The sequence below is a fragment of the Paracoccus litorisediminis genome (assembly GCF_009711205.1).
GTDB lineage: Bacteria > Pseudomonadota > Alphaproteobacteria > Rhodobacterales > Rhodobacteraceae > Paracoccus > Paracoccus litorisediminis.
In genome coordinates, this window is the sequence record NZ_WMIG01000011.1 from 1 (window position 1) to 16,152 (window position 16,152).

The 16,152-nt window shown below is 61.4% G+C and carries 8 protein-coding genes and 2 pseudogenes; 4 read left to right on the top strand and 6 right to left on the bottom strand.

Annotated features, from left to right (window positions below):
- Window positions 1-1,325: 1,325 nt before the first annotated feature.
- Entirely contained in the window at window positions 1,326-1,811 is a 486-nt protein-coding gene (locus tag GL300_RS27455) for a transposase (protein ID WP_425495924.1), read from the bottom strand.
- 894 nt (window positions 1,812-2,705) lie between these two features.
- Between GL300_RS27455 and GL300_RS16700 the strand changes: the two genes are divergently transcribed.
- Together GL300_RS16700 and GL300_RS27295 are read left to right on the top strand one after the other, a co-directional pair.
- Window positions 2,706-3,455, top strand: coding sequence for an alpha/beta hydrolase (locus GL300_RS16700; RefSeq protein ID WP_155040803.1), 750 nt, complete (start codon window positions 2,706-2,708; stop codon window positions 3,453-3,455).
- Between the two features lie 6 nt (window positions 3,456-3,461).
- Entirely contained in the window at window positions 3,462-4,766 is a 1,305-nt protein-coding gene (locus GL300_RS27295; protein ID WP_343043097.1) for a glycoside hydrolase family 15 protein, read from the top strand.
- 55 nt (window positions 4,767-4,821) lie between these two features.
- Here GL300_RS27295 and GL300_RS16710 read toward each other — a convergent pair.
- The 3 genes and pseudogenes from GL300_RS16710 to GL300_RS16720 all read right to left on the bottom strand — a co-directional run.
- Window positions 4,822-6,063: pseudogene (locus GL300_RS16710) on the bottom strand (glucoamylase family protein); the annotation flags it as partial.
- Complete coding sequence (locus GL300_RS16715; protein WP_155040806.1) at window positions 5,976-8,219, bottom strand: glycoside hydrolase family 3 N-terminal domain-containing protein; 2,244 nt, start codon at window positions 8,217-8,219, stop codon at window positions 5,976-5,978. The gene GL300_RS16715 and the pseudogene GL300_RS16710, both read right to left, overlap by 88 nt.
- Window positions 8,220-8,243: 24 nt before the next feature.
- Complete coding sequence (locus GL300_RS16720) at window positions 8,244-10,136, bottom strand: ATP-binding cassette domain-containing protein (RefSeq protein WP_155040807.1); 1,893 nt, start codon at window positions 10,134-10,136, stop codon at window positions 8,244-8,246.
- A gap of 1,628 nt (window positions 10,137-11,764) precedes the next feature.
- On the opposite strand from GL300_RS16720, the pseudogene GL300_RS26745 reads away from it, so the two are divergent.
- Both GL300_RS26745 and GL300_RS16730 read left to right on the top strand, forming a co-directional pair.
- Window positions 11,765-12,087 (top strand): annotated as a pseudogene (locus tag GL300_RS26745) (IS3 family transposase); the annotation flags it as partial.
- A gap of 688 nt (window positions 12,088-12,775) precedes the next feature.
- Window positions 12,776-13,303 (top strand): hypothetical protein, encoded by a 528-nt coding sequence (locus GL300_RS16730; protein ID WP_155040809.1) that lies wholly within the window; start codon window positions 12,776-12,778, stop codon window positions 13,301-13,303.
- 170 nt (window positions 13,304-13,473) lie between these two features.
- Here GL300_RS16730 and GL300_RS16735 read toward each other — a convergent pair whose 3' ends face one another.
- Window positions 13,474-15,084 carry a calcium-binding protein gene (locus GL300_RS16735; RefSeq protein ID WP_155040810.1) on the bottom strand — a complete coding sequence of 537 codons (1,611 nt, stop codon included), beginning with the start codon at window positions 15,082-15,084 and terminating at the stop codon, window positions 13,474-13,476.
- Between the two features lie 190 nt (window positions 15,085-15,274).
- Complete coding sequence (locus tag GL300_RS16740) at window positions 15,275-15,454, bottom strand: hypothetical protein (protein WP_155040811.1); 180 nt, start codon at window positions 15,452-15,454, stop codon at window positions 15,275-15,277.
- Window positions 15,455-16,152: the final 698 nt, after the last annotated feature.

The following is a 16,152-nucleotide window of genomic DNA, read 5'->3' on the forward strand; positions in this document are numbered from 1 at the left end:
CCACAGCGCCATCGGATACAACGTCCCGAGCGCGCTGCACTTTCCCGGCGGCGTCACCAGCCCGCCGCCATGGCCAAGGCCGGAAACTCCGGCTTTAGATGGTCCAAAATTGGTAGGCAGGGCACAGGAGAGCAGGCTCCTATCGTGGCTGGATGAAAATTCAGTGGCAGGTCAATAACACGACGCAGTGATAATGCTACAGCACCCCAATCGGCACATTGCTGAGATTTTTAATAATACTGCTTTTCAGGACGAAGAATTCGAAGGGTGGTGTATGGCCTCGGCCGATGTCTTCAGCACCATGTTCAAGGGCGAGGTTCCGAGCGCAAGCTGAGCGTGGTCGCGAACTTGTCGCCGAAATTCTTGCATCTTGTTCTGCCCGCGTCGCGAGAGCTGAATGATTTGTCCGAGATAAAGGCCAGCGCGGCGGGATTGTCGGCCTGTACTACACGATGTCGCTGCAAGCGCTGGGGGCAGGCTGGTTGAGCCGAAAGATCCGAGGCAAGGGGGGTATCGGTGGGAGTGCCCGAGTGATCTCGTGGTGATCTCGTACTGATCTTTTACCCCGCAAGCGTTGCCAAGTATCGCCCGCGCATTGCCCGGCTATTGCTTGGGGTGGGGTAGGCGCGCGGGCTTGCCGGGCGACATCGGTCGCCATCTTGCGCATCGGATGCAGGCACGTGCAGGCGCGGGGCGGCAGGTTGAGTCGCGACCGTGTTTTAGGTCTGGCCCGAAGGGGAGAGGATGGGTTGTGCAAACCGCTCAACTGTGATCACCAACCCCACTGTGGTGATCGCTGCAATGACGTGATCAAAGCAATTGCTGCCCCGTCTAGCTACGTCTCCGCTGTCTTTTACAAGGGTTATTCTACGCGCTCAGAGACGCCGGGACGTTTATTGTGATCGGGACGCCCAAAGGTGGTCACGAGGTCTGAAAACGTCGGTGAACAAGCTCTGATGCGCGGGCTGGATCCCGCATGAGCGATTATGCGCCTCGGGGCTATTTCTGTCCTACAACGGGTATCAGAATGAATCTGGCCACAAAGCGATTCCCCCTGCCGTCGACCTCGCGCCCGCCATTTAGCGCATAAGGGGCCGCGTTCGGAGCGCGAGCATGGTGCGGCGGGAGATATCGCACATGAACGCTACCATTTCCCGCGCGATGGCCGTTTTCACGACGGTCGATTTCTTTCCGCGTCGCATAAGCTGACAATATCTTGTCGTCGGACGAGACTGCACTTTCCAGGCAATGACCTGAACCTATGGCAACTTCTCCTTGAGGATGTTGAGCTTTCGTTCGCCCTGTAGCGCCTGCAGACAGTAGCTTCAGGCCCCTCGATCAGTTTGTGGCGCACGCGGGCATTGCCTGCCCGGGTGAGGTCGCCGTGCTTTGGCGTCAAATGTTCGCTCGGGACCAGCCCCCAGATAGGCTATCAACTTGACCGGCGACTCGAACCGCCGCACATGGCTGATCTTGGCCATGAACGTGACGGCGCTGATCAGCGCGACACCCCTCAATGCTTGGAGCGCGTTCACCGCCGGTGCGAGATCCCATTCCGGCAAAATGCCTCGATGTGCCCGGTCCGCCGCTCCAGACGTTCCGTTCGGTCTGCAGCTTCTCTTGAACGGCGATTTGATGCGCGGGATTTGAGACCAGTGGCGACACCGCATCGTCAAGGGCTTGGTCCGCTGGTAGATACGTCCACGGCGCAGTACGAAGGCTGCTACGAGTTGTCGCCTATGCTGCGGATTCCCTGCCGCGCTTTCGCAGGCACGGACCAAATCACGCATCGCTCGCCAGACACAGGGCATCCAGTCGATCTGTCATGCCTCGCTCTCCGGCGCGAACGGGGATCAGCGATGGTGCGACCGCGCAGCATTCGTAGCCGAAGGCCCGCAGCTGCCTATAGAGACCGTATCCTGCTGGTCCGGCCAATAGCAGATAGAAAAGTCACCCCTCCCGGAAAGCTTCTTCAGGAATTTGTCGACGCTGCCAGAGGTATTCTCGAATGTGCCCTCATCACGATGCTGGGCATCAGCGGTCGCAACCGCGAATTTGTCCTTGGACACATCAATTCCAACGTAGATCGTTGGTCGTGCTGTGGGCATCTCTGTCTCCATCGTGAAAAGGACGGCACCTACCGCCCCGCGATCAGAGCACGGGATGAATCCTCATCGGCTGACAGGTGAAAAAGACATGCGGCATCACTCATTCGATCATGGAGATTGATCGCAGCATAGTCGCCACCTTCATGCTTGAAGGGCTTAGTTTGCCGTGCCCAATGCGCCGGTTTCGGTACGGATGAACCGGATATTGGGCAGGCCGAGCGCCGGGCGCTGCCGGGACCTGAAGATACGTCCTGTTCCGGCTTGACGAGGGCAGGAACCTTGATGTCCGGCAGACCGCTTCTTGGTGGACGTATAACCGGGTCTTCTCGCGACCTTCGACCATTCGCATTATGGCCTGATAGCCGGCCCCGCCTCGGGAGAGTTGCTCATCAATTGGATCGCAGCTGAAACATCCGAAGGTAACCGCATTAGCTGCCGCCATGATCGGTTCCACTGACCGGATCGATCCGGGTCATCACTTGGCAACTTGGTGTGGGTGTGGCGCGGATATATGATATCGGTGGTCCAGCGAGTTGGCATTTTGATCATACTGGCGTCCTATTGGAGCGTTCCGAGAACCGCAGTAGGATCGACAAGATGACGCATCTGCATGACATTTGGACCGCTGGCGCCCGTCGTACCGACATGTCGACGCCAGTCGGCACTGTCCCTTTGGTCGTGGCCGAACCCTCGGGAAAGGCGCACGGGACGGTTCTGCTGGTTCATGGTCGAAACGGCGCGCCCGGACAGGTGCAGATCGCCGAGATTGCGGACGCCTATCTGGGGCACGGATGGCGGGTCGTGGCTCCGGAGTTGCCACATTCGGCGGCCTTGCCCGGATCCGGAGCGCCAGAATGCGTGAGCTTTTCGGGTCATACCAATGCCGCGGCAGCAGCTTGGGACTGGGTCGCGCAGGAATGGCCGGGCCAGGCGCGAGGTTTGGCGGGGCATAGCCTTGGCGGGTTTGCCGTGGCGCATCTTGCGGCAGGATCGCCTGACACGCATCACGTTCTGGCCGTGTCGCCAGTCCTGTCAGGCCGCGCGCTGCTTATGGCGCGCGAGGCGATGGGACCAGCCGCCCTCGAAGAGGTCAGGCGCGAGGCACCCGCCTATTTCGCCGAGATGCAGACAGCGGATGCCGAGCCTGCTTTGAACCGGATCACCGCACCTTTGGCGGTCGTGACCGGTGCGGCGGATGGGCTGATCCCGCTGAAGGATGCCCGCGCCTATTTCGCCGCGGCCCCGAATGCACGCTTCTTTGCCGCTTTGCCGGACGAGCATCATTGCCCGGCGGGCGAGGCGTGCGCGCGTGCCTTGTCCGCCGCCCTTTCAGCGCTGGGTGCTTAGTTGCCCGTGCTTGACCCGGACTGGATCGCGGCGCAGCGGCTTGGCTCGGCCAAGGCAATGCGCAATGCATGCTCGGCCACGCATCTGACACGCCACCGTGCCGGATTTGGCTGGACCGTTCGGCCCGCCAAGGGATCTGTCCTTGCCTCGCCACGCATCGCGAATTGGGACCCCGAGCCGGATTATTTCCATCACTGGATCCGCGATTCCGCCATTGCCTTGCGCGCGGTGCCACTGGCCATGGCGGCGGACCCCGAATCCCGCCCTTTCTGGCTGAGCTTCATCACAGATTTCATCGCGTTTTCGCTGTCTATCTCGGACCCGACGCGGCAAGGTCCCGCAGCGAACCCCCTGCGTGCCTCAACCTTGCCCAGCCACGAAAACTACCTGCGTCCGGATGCGGAGCTGGCCGCGCTGCACGGCGCTGCGTGGCAGCAGGAACCGCGTGTGGCGGCCGATGGCTCGCCCGATCTTGAACAATGGAGCAGGCCGCAGGATGACGGCCCCGCGTTACGGGCATCGGCGCTGATGACCCTGCTTGACGATCTGCCCGAGCTTGCCAGCCCGCAGGCCAAGGCCTTGATCGAACGCGATCTTGCCCATGTCCTGCGCGTGGCGGGACGGCCCTGCATCGGCCCGTGGGAGGAAGCACCGCCGCGGCGCACGACCTTTACCCTGATCGCGCAATGGGATGCATTGGATCGTGGCAGCCGGTTTCTTGACGATCCGGGCGGAGGCATGCGCGACGCGGCTGAACGCATTGCGCGACTGATGAATCAGGCACAGGACGGGGCAAGCGGCGGTTGGCGGGAAAGCGTTGAAGCCCCCGAGGGCCGCCTGGACAGCGCAACCTGCCTTGCGCTGCTGCATGCGCGGCGCGGCGATGGCCCCTTTGCGCTGACTGGGCCGCGATCCCTTGTGACGGCGGCCGCGCTTGAACGGGATTTTGCGCGGCTCTATCCGATCAACCACGGGCGCGACGTCCCCGCCATCGGGCGTTGGGTCGAGGACGCCTATTTCAACGGAAACCCGTGGTATCCGACGACGCTGGGCTTCGCCGAGATGTATTACCGGATCGCTGCCGAAACCGCTGATCCCACGGCCTTCGCCAAGGCCGAGGGCTGGATGGCGCTGATCCAGCAGATGGCCCCCAATCCTGTCGGACCACTGCCCGAACAGTTCGATCGCGTCACTGGGCAGCCGGTCTCATGTCTTGACCTGACATGGTCGGCAGCGGCATTTCTGGAAGCAGCGGCAGCGCGGGATCTGGCCATTCGGGCAATGGCGGGTCGGCCAGATAGGGCGCGGTAAAGCCAAGCGCCCTCAGCCCGCGCTGTATCTCGGGCCGCCCCGAGACCAGCCGCCACAACAGACCCGAGCGGTGGTTCTCAAGCCCGATCACGATGGGGGCCTGATCGACGGCAAGGCGGCTTTCGGCGGCCCAGTCCTGCGACGGACTGAAGGCGTCGATGAAACCTGCCTCGCCCCAGATACGATCGCCCAGATCGTCATGCAGATGTCGCAGCACGGCCATCGCCTGATCCGGCACGAAGGGCAGTGAGCCAAGCGCCGCCGTGGGGGTGATCACGCCGGTATCTTCGGTCGGGGAATGCGCGACATAGCCGGTCGGATCATCGCTGGCGGTCAGGCCCCACAGGTTCGGGCCATAGCCTTTCCAGCCCTGCGGATTGCGCAGGCAATGATAGCGGTTGATCATCGCATGAGCGCGTGCCTGCACGCCGTAATCGGCATAGGCGTCACGCAGTCCGCGTGGGTCGATGCCAAGGAACGGATATTGCGACAGGAACAGCGGTCCACCCCAGTCGAGGCCCAGCGGCAACCGCGTGTCGCCATAGATCCGGCCATTGCGAAAGGCCGGGGCCATGGCCCAGCTTTGGTGATATGAGGTCGTGGGCAGGGGGTGGCTGCGTGACCCGGTGCCAAGGACAAAGACCGGAAAGGCCTCATTCCAGCCACGGATGGGCAGGGCGTTGTCGGCCCATGGACGGTTGGGGTGGCGATGCCACATCACCGCGCCATCCTCGCGCAGATGCGCGGCCCAGTTCACCGCGTCAAACAACGCCTGAATCCGCGCCACCAAAGAGGGTTCCTCGGCAAAATAGGAGGCCGCCCCCAGAAGGCCCATCATCAGGAACGAGGTCTCGACCAGATCGCCGCCATCGTCACCGACCATGAAGGGCAGTACCCGTCCGGTCGAGCCGCTCAGGAAATGCGGATAAACCCCGTCAAAGCGATCAGCGGTTTCCAGAAAGCCCAACACGCGTTCAAGCCGGTCAAGAACCTCGCGCCGGGGCCGCCAGCCGCGTTCGACGGCAACGATCTGCGCCAGCAGGCCAAAGCCGGTGCCACCGGTGCAGACGGTTTCCGCGACATCATAGCCGAAGTCGCCTGCCGTGCGTTCACGGGCCATGCCGCTGACCGGATGGCTCCAATCAAGGAAATACAGCAGGGTGGCCTGTGCGACCCGGTCGCGCAGCGTGGCATCGTCAAGGCCGCGGATCAATCTAGCCATGTCAGTTCCACCATCTGTGTATCGCGGCTGTTCGGGCCGACATGCAATCGGATCAGCCCCGGATCTCGGACCCATTCGGCCGTCTCCAAGGACGGGGCGATCGGGTAGCGGAACTGATCCGCAGTGACCCGGAAGCTGACCATGCGACGCTGGCCGGGAGGAATGGAAACCTGCCTGAAATCGATCAGCTTGCGGCCGGGCCGCGTGATGCGGGCGACTGGATCGCTGGCGTAAAGCTGGACGGTCTCGACCGTCGGGCGGGTTCCGGTGTTCTCGACGCTGATCCGCAGATCGACGGTCTGATCGGCCTTGGCCGTGGCGCTGGACAGGCGCGGGGCCAAGTAACGGACCTCTGAATAGCCCAGCCCAAAGCCAAAGGGGAATGAGGGCATATCGTCTGGCAGGTCCAGCCAGCCGGTCAGGAACTTGGTGAAGCCCGCATTGCCCGGTCGTCCCGTCGTGTCACAGGCATAGGTCAGCGGCACCTCGCCCGGATGTCTGGGCAACGAGATCGCAAGCCGACCCGAGGGGGAGGCCGCGCCAAAGATCAGGTCCGCGATGCCCTCGGGGCCAGCCACGCCGCCATGCCATGCGTAAAGCAGGGCATCGGCCTGCGCGGCGACCTCTCCGATGGCCAGCGGACGACCGGCAAAGACCACGACCAGCAGCGGCTTGCCGGTCTTGGCCAAGGCTGCGATCAGGCGGCGCTGCGCTGCCGGTAGTTCCGGCGAAAGCATCGAGGAAGATTCCCCCGCATGTTCCTTGGCCTCGCCCACAGCGACGATGATCACATCCGAGGCGCGGGCAAGGGCCACGGCTTCGGCCAGTTGCTTTGCCTTGCTGCGGGGATCGCGGGTCACGGTCGTGCCATGGACATTCAGGCGCCGTTCCAGCCACGGCTCATCGACGACATTCGCGCCCCATGCGACCTGTGGCTTTTGCCCGGTCAGCACGGCGATGGCCGCGTCCAGCGGCACGACATCCTCGGCCCGCCCCGACACCGCCCATGTGCCCAGCATATTCGCCCGGTCCGAGGCGAAGGGGCCGATCAGCGCCACTTTCGTCTGGGGGGCCAGCGGCAGCAATCCGTTGTTCTTGAGCAGCACCGCAGAACGCGCCGCCGCCTGCCGCGCAAGCTTGCGCCCGCTGGCGCGTGAGGGCGCTTTGGGCATGCCCGCCAGCCCGCGGAAAGGATCGTCCAGCAGGCCCAGCCGGGCCTTGAAGGTCAGAACCCGGCGGCAGGCGCGGTCGACAAGGTTTGTGAGGGTCGCCGCAGAGAGGGACATCCCGGCCTCGGGCGCATCAAGTCCGTCCCGAAGCAGGACGGGCAACTCGCGCAGGTAATCCTCGCCCACCATGTCCATGTCGACACCGGCATGCAGCGCGCGCGCAACCGCAAGCGGTGCCGGACCCAGCCCATGCGCCACCAACTCCTTCACCCCGGTATAATCCGACACCACCAACCCGTTGAACCCGTGCCGCCCCCGCAACCAGCCCTCGATCAACTGGCCATTGGCATGCATCGGCTGCTTGTTCACCGCGTTGAACGAAACCATGACGCTTGCCGCGCCCGCATCCACCCCCGTGACGAAAGGGGGCAGGTAGGTTTCGAGCAGGTCCTCCCATGCCAGGCTGACATTGTCATAGTCCCGGCCGGATTGCGGCGCGCCGTAGGCCACATAATGCTTGAGACAGGCCGCCACCCGTCCCGGAATGCCCAGACCCAGCCCTTGCAGCCCGCGCGTCGCCGCCTGCGCAATGCGCGAGGCCAGCAGGGCGTCTTCGCCCGGTCCTTCGGCCACCCGACCCCAGCGCGGATCGCGGCTGATGTCGAGCATAGGGCCGTAGACCTGATGCAGCCCCTCGGCCGCGGCCTCGGCAGCGGCAAAGGCGGCGGTATTTTCGATCAGCGGCATGTCCCAGCTGCAAGCCAGCGCGATGTTCAGCGGAAAGACGGTGCGATGCCCATGGATCACGTCCTCGGCAAAAAATAGCGGTATCCCCAGCCGCGATCCGGCCAGCGCGCGTTCCTGCATGGCGCGGGCCGAGGCAAGCGACTTGGTCCCGAAAATGGCGCCAACCTGACCCGCATCCAGCCGCATCGACAGTGAGGTCGGCTGCTGCGCGCCGGTCAGCAATCCCTCGCCAGCCGGCAGCAGGTTCAGCTGTCCGATCTTTTCGTCCAGCGTCATTGCCGAGATCAGATTTTCAACGGCGTCAGGGATCTTCATGTTTCCTCCGTTGCGGCGGCGTGTTTACTCGGCCGCATGGCGGGCGGCATCATAGGCACAGGTCATGGCAGGATGCAGGGTTCCGACACCATCGCGGATCTCCAGCATGGCAGAATAGAAGGGCGTGCCATCGGGGGCATAGGGCGGAATATCGCCATGCAGCACCGCGAGGATTGCCGTATCGGGCAGGTGCTGGGCCAGCGTCAGATGAAAATCTACGACGCCCTCGACATCCAATGCGGCGGTCGCCTCGTCCAGCACCAGAATATCGGGTCGGGCCAGCAGGATTCGGGCCAGCACCAAACGCTGCTTTTGTCCACCCGACAGGACGTTTCGCCAGTTCCTGCCCTGATGCAGCGCCTCATCCAGACAGTGGATGAAATCGCCCAGACCGACGCGCGACAGCGTGGCCGCCACGGCGATGTCGGATTGCTGATCGGGCCCCTCGGGATAGGTTACCAGCGCCTTCAGCGACATCCGGTCCGGGACGTCCGGTTCCTGACCCGCCAGAAACAGGCGCGCGCCCCGATGCATCGCGACCTGACCCGTGCCATAGGGCCAGATCCCCGCCACGGCCTTGAGCAGGCTGCTTTTGCCGCAACCATTGCGGCCGGTCAGGAATATCCGGTCGCCGGGATACAGGCGCAGCTTCGGCACCCTAAGAAAGGGCAGGGTGTCATGGCCGCGATGGTGCAGATGCAGGTCCTGCAAGGCCAGCACCGGCCCCTTGTGGCTGCGGATGTGGTTCATGCGGCTGACGCCGGTTTCCGAATAGAATTCCTGCCGATCGCGCACCCGCTCGATCGCGGCGGCAAGCTCGGTCAGGCGGGTTGCATTGGCCTTGAGCGTGGCGATCGCGGGCATCACGTTGATGAACCATGACAGCTCTCCGATCAACCCGGCCGTCAATTCGCTGCTGGCGACGAAATTGCGAAAGCTCAGATTGCCCGCCATGAAGGACGGCAGCGCCGGCAGATATGACAGCAACCGGGACGAGAGAAAGCCGTAAAGATCGTTGAAAAGCAGCATCCCTGCTTCCAGCCAGTTCTGCTTGCCCCAGGTCCGGTCCAGATCGGCATAAAGCTGGTTGTTGATCCGGCTTTGGGCACGTTCACCCCGGCCTGCGGCCAGTTGATCGACCCGGCTCAGCGTGATGCCCCATTCGCCCCGCCATGCCCCATTCTGCCGCTGCCGCCGGATGCTCAGCCGTTCAAGGACATGCCCCAGTTTCCATGCCAGGAAGGTTATGGCAGGGACATAGACCGCGACCAGCAGCAGGCACAGCAGGGCCGAGCCATATTCGCCCGGCACCAGATCCACATGCGAGGCGACGGGGCCAAACCAATCCGCCAGCGCAGCATTCGCCTGCGCCCCCCAGCGATCCAGAAAGGGAACGCTTTGGCTGCGCTCAAGCAAGGCCGTCGACACGAACCAGATCGCCGCAACCGCACCCCACAGCCCCATCGCCAGCCCGATAAGCCCGCCGTAAAGATTGGCCGAGCATTCATCGATACGCTGGTCCAATGCATCGGGCATCCGCGGCATGTCGCCCGTCTGAGAGCGATCGCTCAGCAGATCAAGGGCGATACGCCCATCGGCCAGGATCGCATCGTTGAATTGCCCGACCAGCCATCCCCGCGCACGACGATGCAGCGTGGTCGAGGTTAGGTGCCGGGCAGCGACCCCTGCGGTTCGTCCAAGAAAGATCGCAAGATAGGCCGCGGCCGCCAAAAGGATCGCATGGGCAGGTTCTACCCCCGCATCCGCAGTATGAAAACTCGCTAGAGATGCCAGGAAATCCGCACTTGCGAGGGCGACCCAGACGCTGGCCTTGCTGAGCAATGTGGTCACGGCAAAGATGATCACCGTGAGCAGCCATGCCTCGCGCCAGCGCTCGGACACCCAGTATGCGAACAATAAACCCCAGAACCTACTAAGACGTTTCACCCGCTTGGCCTTTTGGGTGCCGAGAAACGGCCACACTACCCCACAGCAACGCAAGGTCGCTCATGGGCCGAGTTCGGCACATTGTTTGAATTTTTAGCCGCATCGCCGACATGTCGGTTTTGCGACCTCCCTGTAGGTAAAGCGTAGCAAACCCGGTCGTCGGCGGCAAATTGCCGATGGCTTTGTGACGGTTATATTATTGGGCAGGTTTTGGATGCTTGCGCCCATATTCGTCGTAGGGCGGGCAAACCTGCGGCCCTGTCGTCGCTTTTGCTGCGCCCGCAACGCCAGTTTCAGAAGCCTTTCGTCGATAAGCGCAAACAGGCTATGTCCGATAACCGATTAGTCTGTTTCGATAAACGATCCGTAATGATGACAATGACTACTGTGACCGAGGTCACGGGCTACCTTCCTTTTCTTGAGCTCTGACATAATTTGGAACGGACATTCCCACTCAGAAAGCTGTCGTGACAGATGTCTCAGGCCGTCAAAACTGTTGCTCATGCGCCCCAGTCGGTCGCGTTATGTCAATAACATGAAGCCCCAGGCGAGACCCGAAGCTGCCATCTGGCAGCTTTTCGCGACGATTGCTCGCTATCCTGAGTTCAAGACGTTGCGCCGATGACGAAGTGCGAGATGTCGCCAATAAAATTATTATAGAATAATATATTGTTCTGAGCGGAAGCGGGTCGTCCTTCGTTCGGTCCGTGCGACTGAAAGGAACGCATCTCGTTACTTTGATGTTGCTAACGAACTTGCTCTGATAACAATACGTAACATCATGTCGGATGCGCCATCCACGTGCACGCGGGGCTAGCGCGAAAGCTCGCGACGATCTCTTCTCCACGACCGGGAAGGACGACTGAAAGCTTCGTGTTTTTTCAACCAAGCGTGTCACAGGCGATTTGCGTCATGTTCTATGTTCACAAAGCCACAATGTTTGCGGTTTGGTGATCATGTTTAGTATATTGAAAAATAATAGTAAAAAATTTTGACGGTAGGATGCCTGCCAAGAGATTACCCAGTAACACCCTGACCTCGAAGGGTGTGACGGTAACGGTGACGCAGACGAAGCAGGCGTTAATCGCAACTGTTATCACGCGCCATTGGCGGAAGATCATCCAGCATGGCGAAGCGTATTGAGGAGCAGATCACCTCGGGTCGGCTCTGTCGGAGCCACCATCATGGGTACCGAGAAGGACTGCAGCCCGGTACCTGTTGGGGCTGTTAGCACACGCATCAAGTTTGTCTGATCTGCGAATGCTGAGGAGTACCTTGGTCGGGTGATGAGCATCTATACTGGTCGTCCGGAATGCGCGAAACTACAGGGTTCCGAGGGGAAAGGAAAATGTAGCTAAGCCAAAACTGCCAGTCATCTTCATTTGTGCCCTGACGCTCACGGTAGGTGCCTGCGGGCCAAACACCGCTGCTCACCACCACTGGCGCAGTTGCTGGGGCGGTGGTCGCGGGTCCGGTCTGTGCGGTCCCCGGGCGTCTATCGGTGGCAGCGGCGCAGTGCGGATCAGATAGGGCATCATGCTCTGCCTGTTGAAAGCTGGATCATTTGAAACTGGAGTTTTTCGGCTAGTCTTCCTTGGCTGGGAAAGGGGCGGAAACGCAGGAAAGCATCGAAGTTAACACAGGCGCAGGAGGTGTTCATTTTGAATCATGGCGAGGATGGATCTGCCGCCACACCGGGATCAGCCCGGCGACCTGCTTCAACAGAAGGAAAATTACGGCGGCTTGTTGCCTGAGGAGATGTGGCGACCGAAGTTGCTTGAGGACGAGAATGCGCGGCTAAGAAAATCGTCGCGGCTCTCACCCTCGATCGCGAGATTGTGCAGGACGTTATTCGGCGAAAGCTTCGAAGCCGGAGGGATCGAGTGAACTGGTTCGCGGGATGTGCGCTGACTGGGCGCTCCTGCCGCCAGAGATTCGGCAGCTACGTCGAACGCGGTGGCCTCGACAAATACGCCCTGACGACTTGCCAGCATTGCATCTGGCGCGTGGTGTCCTGGCGTCAGGATCAATCCGTGCCGGATATGTTCACGCTGCCCGCAGAGGCAGCTCAGATCAGCAAGGCGACTGCAAGCCCGATCCGCGGCTTTCCAGTCGTTCCGTCGCATGTGGTACCCAGACAGCTACTTATACGAACAACCGCAAGGTTCGATAGGTCGCCGATGATGAGTTCGGATCCTGGCCACTCGCTCACAGTCCTTACAGCGGCGCTGATATCGGCGAGGTTCGTGCGATCGGGGCCGCAGCCGGCAACAGTGATGATGAGGCTTTCTTCGATGCCTAGTGCGCAGCGTCCGATCGCCTCGCAGCCGAGGCGACGGAAAACGGGGCTGCCGGACGGCGTGCGAGTGCGCGCGATGGTGAGCCTTTCCGAGGGAGAAATGCAGGTTTTGCAGGGCTTCTTGCCCGGACCTGTTCCTGGGATCAGGTGTAGTACACCGAAAGGAACGAGCCGATCTCAACGGGGAACTGATGCAGGCGACCGGAGGAAAACGCCCCCTCACCGGCGGTCCGGACGTCAAGTGCGACAAAATGGATCACCCCCTAGCCACTCCCCGTAACATACCCCAAATGCGTCGAAGGGAGGCCATTTGTCCTGCGCGCAGCTTTTGGAGCGTAAAATGCGTAAATGCACGGCTATTCTGATAACAACGCTGGTTGGCTTGGCTTCACCCGGCTTTGCAAATCCCCCATCCGACATTTCTGACCTGATCGGCGCACGTGGCGCCGGGGCTGAGACCCAGATGCAGGCACGCGGTTACGTGGATGTCGGTGGTAACAACACCTGGTGGAACGAGGCCACCGGAAATTGCGTCAAGGTTCATGTAAGCCAAGGGCGCTACAAGTCGATCGACAACATGCCCGCGACCCGCTGCGGCCAGGGCGAACCGCAACGATCTGCGTCATATACACCCCCGGGCCAGATCCCACAGGTGGCTTTGAACGCATGCATGCGTGCTGCCGATCAGTTTCAAAACGCTCGACCCGGAACGTCGCTGGCGGGCAGTGTTCAGCATTCGGGATCCAATTGGGTTCTGATGATGGATACAGGCCCGCAGTACAGGTCGACCTGCACAGTGACCAACTCCGGACGGGTCCTGTCCATGGATCCGCTTTAAGGGACTAGACATCCGTATCACCGCAACGGTTTCAGGGGAGCCGCACCCAGGCAATGGGTGAGGTTCCCCTGAGTAGGTGTGTCAGTCTACCAAACTTCGCTGGCCCGCCTCAGGCCTGCGTGGACCTGGATTGCGCTTGATCACCACAGCGGGCCGACGGGTTGGGCAGTTCAAGCGAAGATTAGGTCGTCCAACACGGCACCGATGCGGGTGTTGTGGATGGTGAGTAAGTCGCCATCGCCAAAATCGAACAACACATTTGCACCAACCTGCGACGCATGCGCGCGAGCCTGGGTCATGTTTGTCACATCGGCAAAACCCTGCAGGCGGATTTGATCGACCTCATCCTTGAAATCCAGGATCCGATCCTGATCGAAGCCCTGACCGAACACGAAAGTATCCGCCCCGGCGCCTCCAGTCAGGTTGTCGTTGCCGGCGCGACCCGAAATGACATTCGCCGCCGCATTTCCGATCAGCGCGTTGTTGGAGACTGACCCCTGGACAGAGATCGCGGAGCTTCCGGTCAGGACGACGTTCTCGACATTGGCATATACGCTGCCGGCCCTACTCAGGTCGATGCTGATGCTGGCGTTGATACGGTCTATACTGCTCCCGGCCTGCTCCACCACCAGATCGCCGATATGTTCGACCCAATAGATGTCATTGCCCGCACCGCCGACCATGGTGTCGGCACCTTGCCCGCCGATCAGCCTATCATCTCCAGATCCGCCGGTCAGAGAGTCATTGCCCGCACCGCCGTCCAGAATATTGGCACCGTCGTCGCCAATGAGGGTGTCGCGGCCCGCGCCCGAGACCAGATTCTCGACCCCCGCCAGCATGTCGGTTCCCTGTCCCGTGTCCTGCCAGTCCTTGTTCGACAGATCGACCCGCACCGAAACATTGCCAGCATAGGCGGCGGTGTCGATCCCGTCGCTGCCACGCAGCAAGTCATTGCCCGCGTCGCCTTGCAACAGGTCGTTTCCATCGCCGCCAATCAGCGTATCGTTGCCTGCACCTCCGTAAAGGCTGTCATTGCCATCATTACCGCGCAGCAGGTTCGTACCGGAATTGCCGTAAATGCCGTTGGCAAGGCCGTTGCCGGAACCGCTGTAACCGAAGTTGCCGATAAGGGTCAGATCCTCGACATTGGCGGCAAGAGCATAGTCGAAATCGGCATGGACATGGTCGCGTCCCTGGCCTGCTGCCTCGATCACCGCATCCTGCCGATCAACGATGTAGCGATCATTGCCTGCGCCGCCGACAAGGGTGTCGCGGCCGATATCACCGATCAGCAGGTCGGCACCGACGCCGCCAACGAGGCTGTCATTGCCGCTGCCGCCGCTGAGTGAATCGTCGCCACGGCCACCAAGCAACGTGTCGTTGCCGCCGAGGCCGTAGATTTCGTCATTGCTGCCGCGCGCTCCGTTCCAGAAATCGCCACGGGCACTGCCCTCGATCAGGAAGTTACCTTGTCCCAAGGTGATACGATCACTGACCGCCAGCTGCGACAGCGAGGTGCCGCGCGGGATCGTCGCCAGAGCATAGCTGCGTCCGATCAGCTCGCCGCCACCCAGCGTCGCGACGCCGGAATAATCGGGATAGAAGCTGATCCCGCCGAGCAAGGTCCAACTGCTGCCTGGGCCTTGCGAATAGACATCCATGACCCTCATGCTGCCAGCTCCGGCCCCACTCGTGTGAAACTCCAACCCCCATCCGGCATTGGCCAGACTGGGGCCGTTCAGCGTGACATAGGTGCGGGCAGTAACGGTATGGCGGGACATGGCGCTCTCCTGACGGGTCGCGCGTCGTTAGTCTTCGGAAAAAGGCGAGACAATTCGATATGGAAGATATGCGTCACAACATTGCGTAGTGTTGCGACCGGGACGCAGGAACTGACAGCCATCTTCGGAATCGGCTTTGCCAAATTGTTGATCTACAAGTACCGCCCTTATGACGGATAGGTGGCCTGACCTACGCGTCGACCCTGCGTTCTGGTTCGATTTTTGACGGCATGCCAAGCCGGATGCCCTGATCGAGCATACGCGCAGGATTGAGCACTTTACGTTCACCCACCTGTCGCAGCCCCGGCTGCCCATCCAGAAAACCATCGGCGAAACTGGCCTGCTGCATCAGTTCCTGCAGTCTGGCCATGGCTTCCGAACCCGGGATCAGGCCATGCAGCGCCGGGTCGGAAAGATCGACGATGGCAGCGAAATCCCCCGGATGGAGACGACAGGCGCACGGATGCGAGCCCGGCCGCCTGCAGTTCCGCCATTTTCAGCTCCAAGGTCGTATGGGCGTGGCCAAGAGTCCCCTCCGCGCATTGCTCAACGGCTCCGACGTTGTCTGGCCAGCGTCGCTGGAGACGATCTTCGGCACTCGACCCCACAGCTTGAGGCGAGTGCCACCGCACCGGCGACGGCGCGACCTGCCATTGTGATCCAGCCCGGCCTTGGCTGCGGCAGATCTTCCGCCCGAAGCCTCAGCGAAGCCGCCCAACGAATGGGTCGTGTTCAATGCTGATCAAGCGGGACCTCGCTCGGGCAGCTAGCCTCAGACCTTTCGAACAAAGAGTTCTGCGAAGCATTCAGTCTGTCGGCCGAGCTATTCCAGACCCTCAAATCATCGGGGATGCCGAATGCCGGATTGTGGGTGACGCTGGATGCGCAGGCGGATCGTGAAACTCCATGCAGAGGCACGTCGTGTTCGATGAGTCCTTGCGTAGTGCCGAGACCATTTATGTCCCCATGCATGATTGGGCGGATATCCCGAGGGCGGCGCGGCAGTTGAATTGCCCTCTGGTAGAGGTCATCGAGATGATCTGCGATACCCGACTGCCGAGGGTTGGG